The organism is Allobosea sp. P2_A10 (assembly GCF_056405115.1).
Genome location: NZ_JBFUCS010000052.1, coordinates 1 through 2503, shown reverse-complemented (window position 1 = coordinate 2503; position 2503 = coordinate 1). Strand labels below are relative to the sequence as shown.

General features: G+C 65.1%; 2 protein-coding genes. Both read left to right on the top strand.

Annotated elements, in window-relative coordinates; all coding sequences use genetic code 11:
* Positions 1–112: 112 nt before the first annotated feature.
* On the top strand, positions 113–1621 hold the full coding sequence (gene istA / locus AC1DZY_RS26525; RefSeq protein WP_476823146.1) for an IS21 family transposase: 1509 nt from the start codon (positions 113–115) through the stop codon (positions 1619–1621).
* Entirely contained in the window at positions 1621–2349 is a 729-nt protein-coding gene (istB, locus tag AC1DZY_RS26520; protein ID WP_476823145.1) for an IS21-like element helper ATPase IstB, read from the top strand. The genes istA and istB overlap by 1 nt, the downstream gene beginning before the upstream one ends.
* The last annotated feature ends 154 nt before the right edge of the window (positions 2350–2503 follow it).

Genomic DNA, 2503 nt, shown 5'->3' with positions numbered 1-2503 from the left:
CTGTGAGATCGCCTGCAATGTTGCCCCTGTGAGGGGCGCTTATCGCGTTGAAGGTTAGTCCCCCTGTTATTGGCTCTGGCTGATCCTTCCGGTTTTTCGGAAGGGTCCGGGGATGACGGGTGTGGAGACGATTGCGCGGATCCGTTTCGAGCATTTCCAGAACAGCAAGGGGATCAAGCGGATCGCGCGCGAGCTAGGCATTGCGCGCGACACGGTGCGCAAGGTGCTCCGATCCGGCGCGACCGAGTTCATCTACAAACGCGAGGTTCAGCCGCAGCGGAAGCTCGGGGCCTGGGTGGAGACGCTGACCGGCATCCTGGAGGCAGAAGACCGGCTGCCCCGGCGCGAGCGGCGCTCGACGATCCGGCTTTTCGAGGAACTGCGCGGGCACGGATATGACGGGGCGCATGACAGCGTCCACCGGTTTGTGAAGGCCTGGCGTGCCGACCGCGCCCGGCTGCCGACGCAGGCTTTCATCCCGCTGCGGTTCGATCCCGGCGAAGCCTATCAGTTCGACTGGAGTCATGAGGCGATCGAGCTTCATGGCCTGCCCGTTGTCGTGAAGGTCGCGCAGATGCGGCTTTCCCATAGCCGCATGCCGATCGTGCGCGCCTATTTCCGCGAGACGCAGGAGATGGTGTTCGACGCGCACGACAAGGCCTTCGCCTTCTATGGCGGGGTCTGTCGGCGCGGCATCTACGACAACATGAAGACGGCGGTGGAGACGGTCTTCGTCGGGCGCGCCCGGGAGTACAACCGACGCTTTCTGCAGATGTGCTCGCATCATCTCGTCGAGCCGGTGGCCTGCACGCCGGCAGCCGGCTGGGAGAAGGGCCAGGTCGAGAACCAGGTTGGCACGATCCGCGACCTGCTGTTCCGACCACGGCCGAAGGTGAAGACGCTCGATGAGCTGAACGCCTGGCTTGCCGATCAGTGCATGGCCTATGCCCGGCGGGCGAAGCACCCCGAGTTCCGCGACCGGTTGGTCATCGAGGTCTTCGAGGAGGAGAAGGCGCGGCTGATGCCGTATCTGGGGCCGTTCGCCGGCTTCGTCGAGAAGCCGATGCGGGCGACCACGACCTGCCTGATCACGCATGACCGCAACAAGTACAGCGTCGATGCCCGAGCCGCTGGCCGCGCCGTGCTGGTGCGCGCCTATGCCGATCGGATCGTCGTGCTGCTCGACGGCGAGACGGTCGCCGATCACCCGCGCAGCTTCAAGCGCGACCAGGTTGTCTACGACCCCTGGCACTATCTGCCGGTGCTGATGCGCAAGCCCGGCGCCCTGCGCAACGGCGCCCCGTTCAAGGACTGGGATTTGCCGGCGCCGCTCACGGCTATGCGCGAGAAGCTGCGGCGTCATGCCGATGGCGACCGCCAGTTCGTGAAAATCCTCGGCCGCGTCCCCGAAGACGGCATCGCCGCGGTGGCGGAGGCCTGCACCGAGGCGCTCGTGGCCGGCATCGCCAGCGGCGACGTCGTCATGGCGATCCTGGCGCGACGTCGTCAGCCGCCGGTGCCCCAGAGCATCACCACGCCCGACGCTCTCAAGCTCAAGACCGAGCCGGTCGCCGACTGCGCCCGATACGACAACCTGCGCAGGAGAAGGAAAGCCGCCTGATGGAACGTCACCAACTGATCGAGGCGATGACCAGCCTCAAGCTCTATGGCATGCGCGCCAGCTTCGACGAGATCGCCGGCAAGGGCCTGAGCCGGCGCGAGGAGATCTATCCGCTGCTGGCGAGCCTGGTCCGCGCGGAGCTGACCCATCGCCAGTCCCGCTCGATCAACTATCGCATCGGCGGCGCCAGATTCCCTGTGCTGAAGGACATCGACGCCTTCGTCTTCGACAACACGCCCGTCGATGAAGGCCAGATCCGCGAACTCGCCACCGGCGACTTCATCGACGCCAAGCGCAATCTGATCCTGATCGGCGGCACCGGCACCGGAAAGACCCATCTTGCCATCGCGATCGCGGCTGCCGTCATCCGGGCGCGGGCCCGCGGCCGCTTCTTCAATCTGGTCGATCTGGTCAATCAGCTCGAACAGGAGAAGGCCGCCGGCAAGAGCGGGCGCATCGTCGAGACCTTGCTGCGGCACGATCTCATCGTCATCGACGAACTGGGCTACCTGCCGTTCAGCCAGGCGGGCGCCCAGTTGCTCTTCCACCTGATCAGCAAGCTCTACGAGAACACCTCGGTCATCATCACCACCAATCTCGCCTTCGCGGACTGGCCCCAGGTGTTCACCGACGCCAAAATGACGACCGCGATGCTCGATCGGCTGACCCATCACTGCGACATCATCGAGACCGGCAACGAGAGCTGGCGCTTCAAAAACCGAGCCTGACAACGTCATCCTCCGTCGCGCACTGGACGCCGAAATCGCCCCGGCCGAGCAACCCCGACCAGCTCAGCCGGGGCGACATCGGCACGTCCGAGCAGGTCCCAAGGGGGCTGACATTCAACGCGATAAGAGGGCTGAGCTTCAACGCGATTTGACA

What these genes read in the sequence shown, in the direction of transcription:
- istA (WP_476823146.1), top strand. Translation starts at nt 113, where the DNA reads ATGACGGGTGTGGAGACGATTGCGCGGATCCGTTTCGAGCATTTCCAG.
- istB (WP_476823145.1), top strand. Translation starts at nt 1,621, where the DNA reads ATGGAACGTCACCAACTGATCGAGGCGATGACCAGCCTCAAGCTCTAT.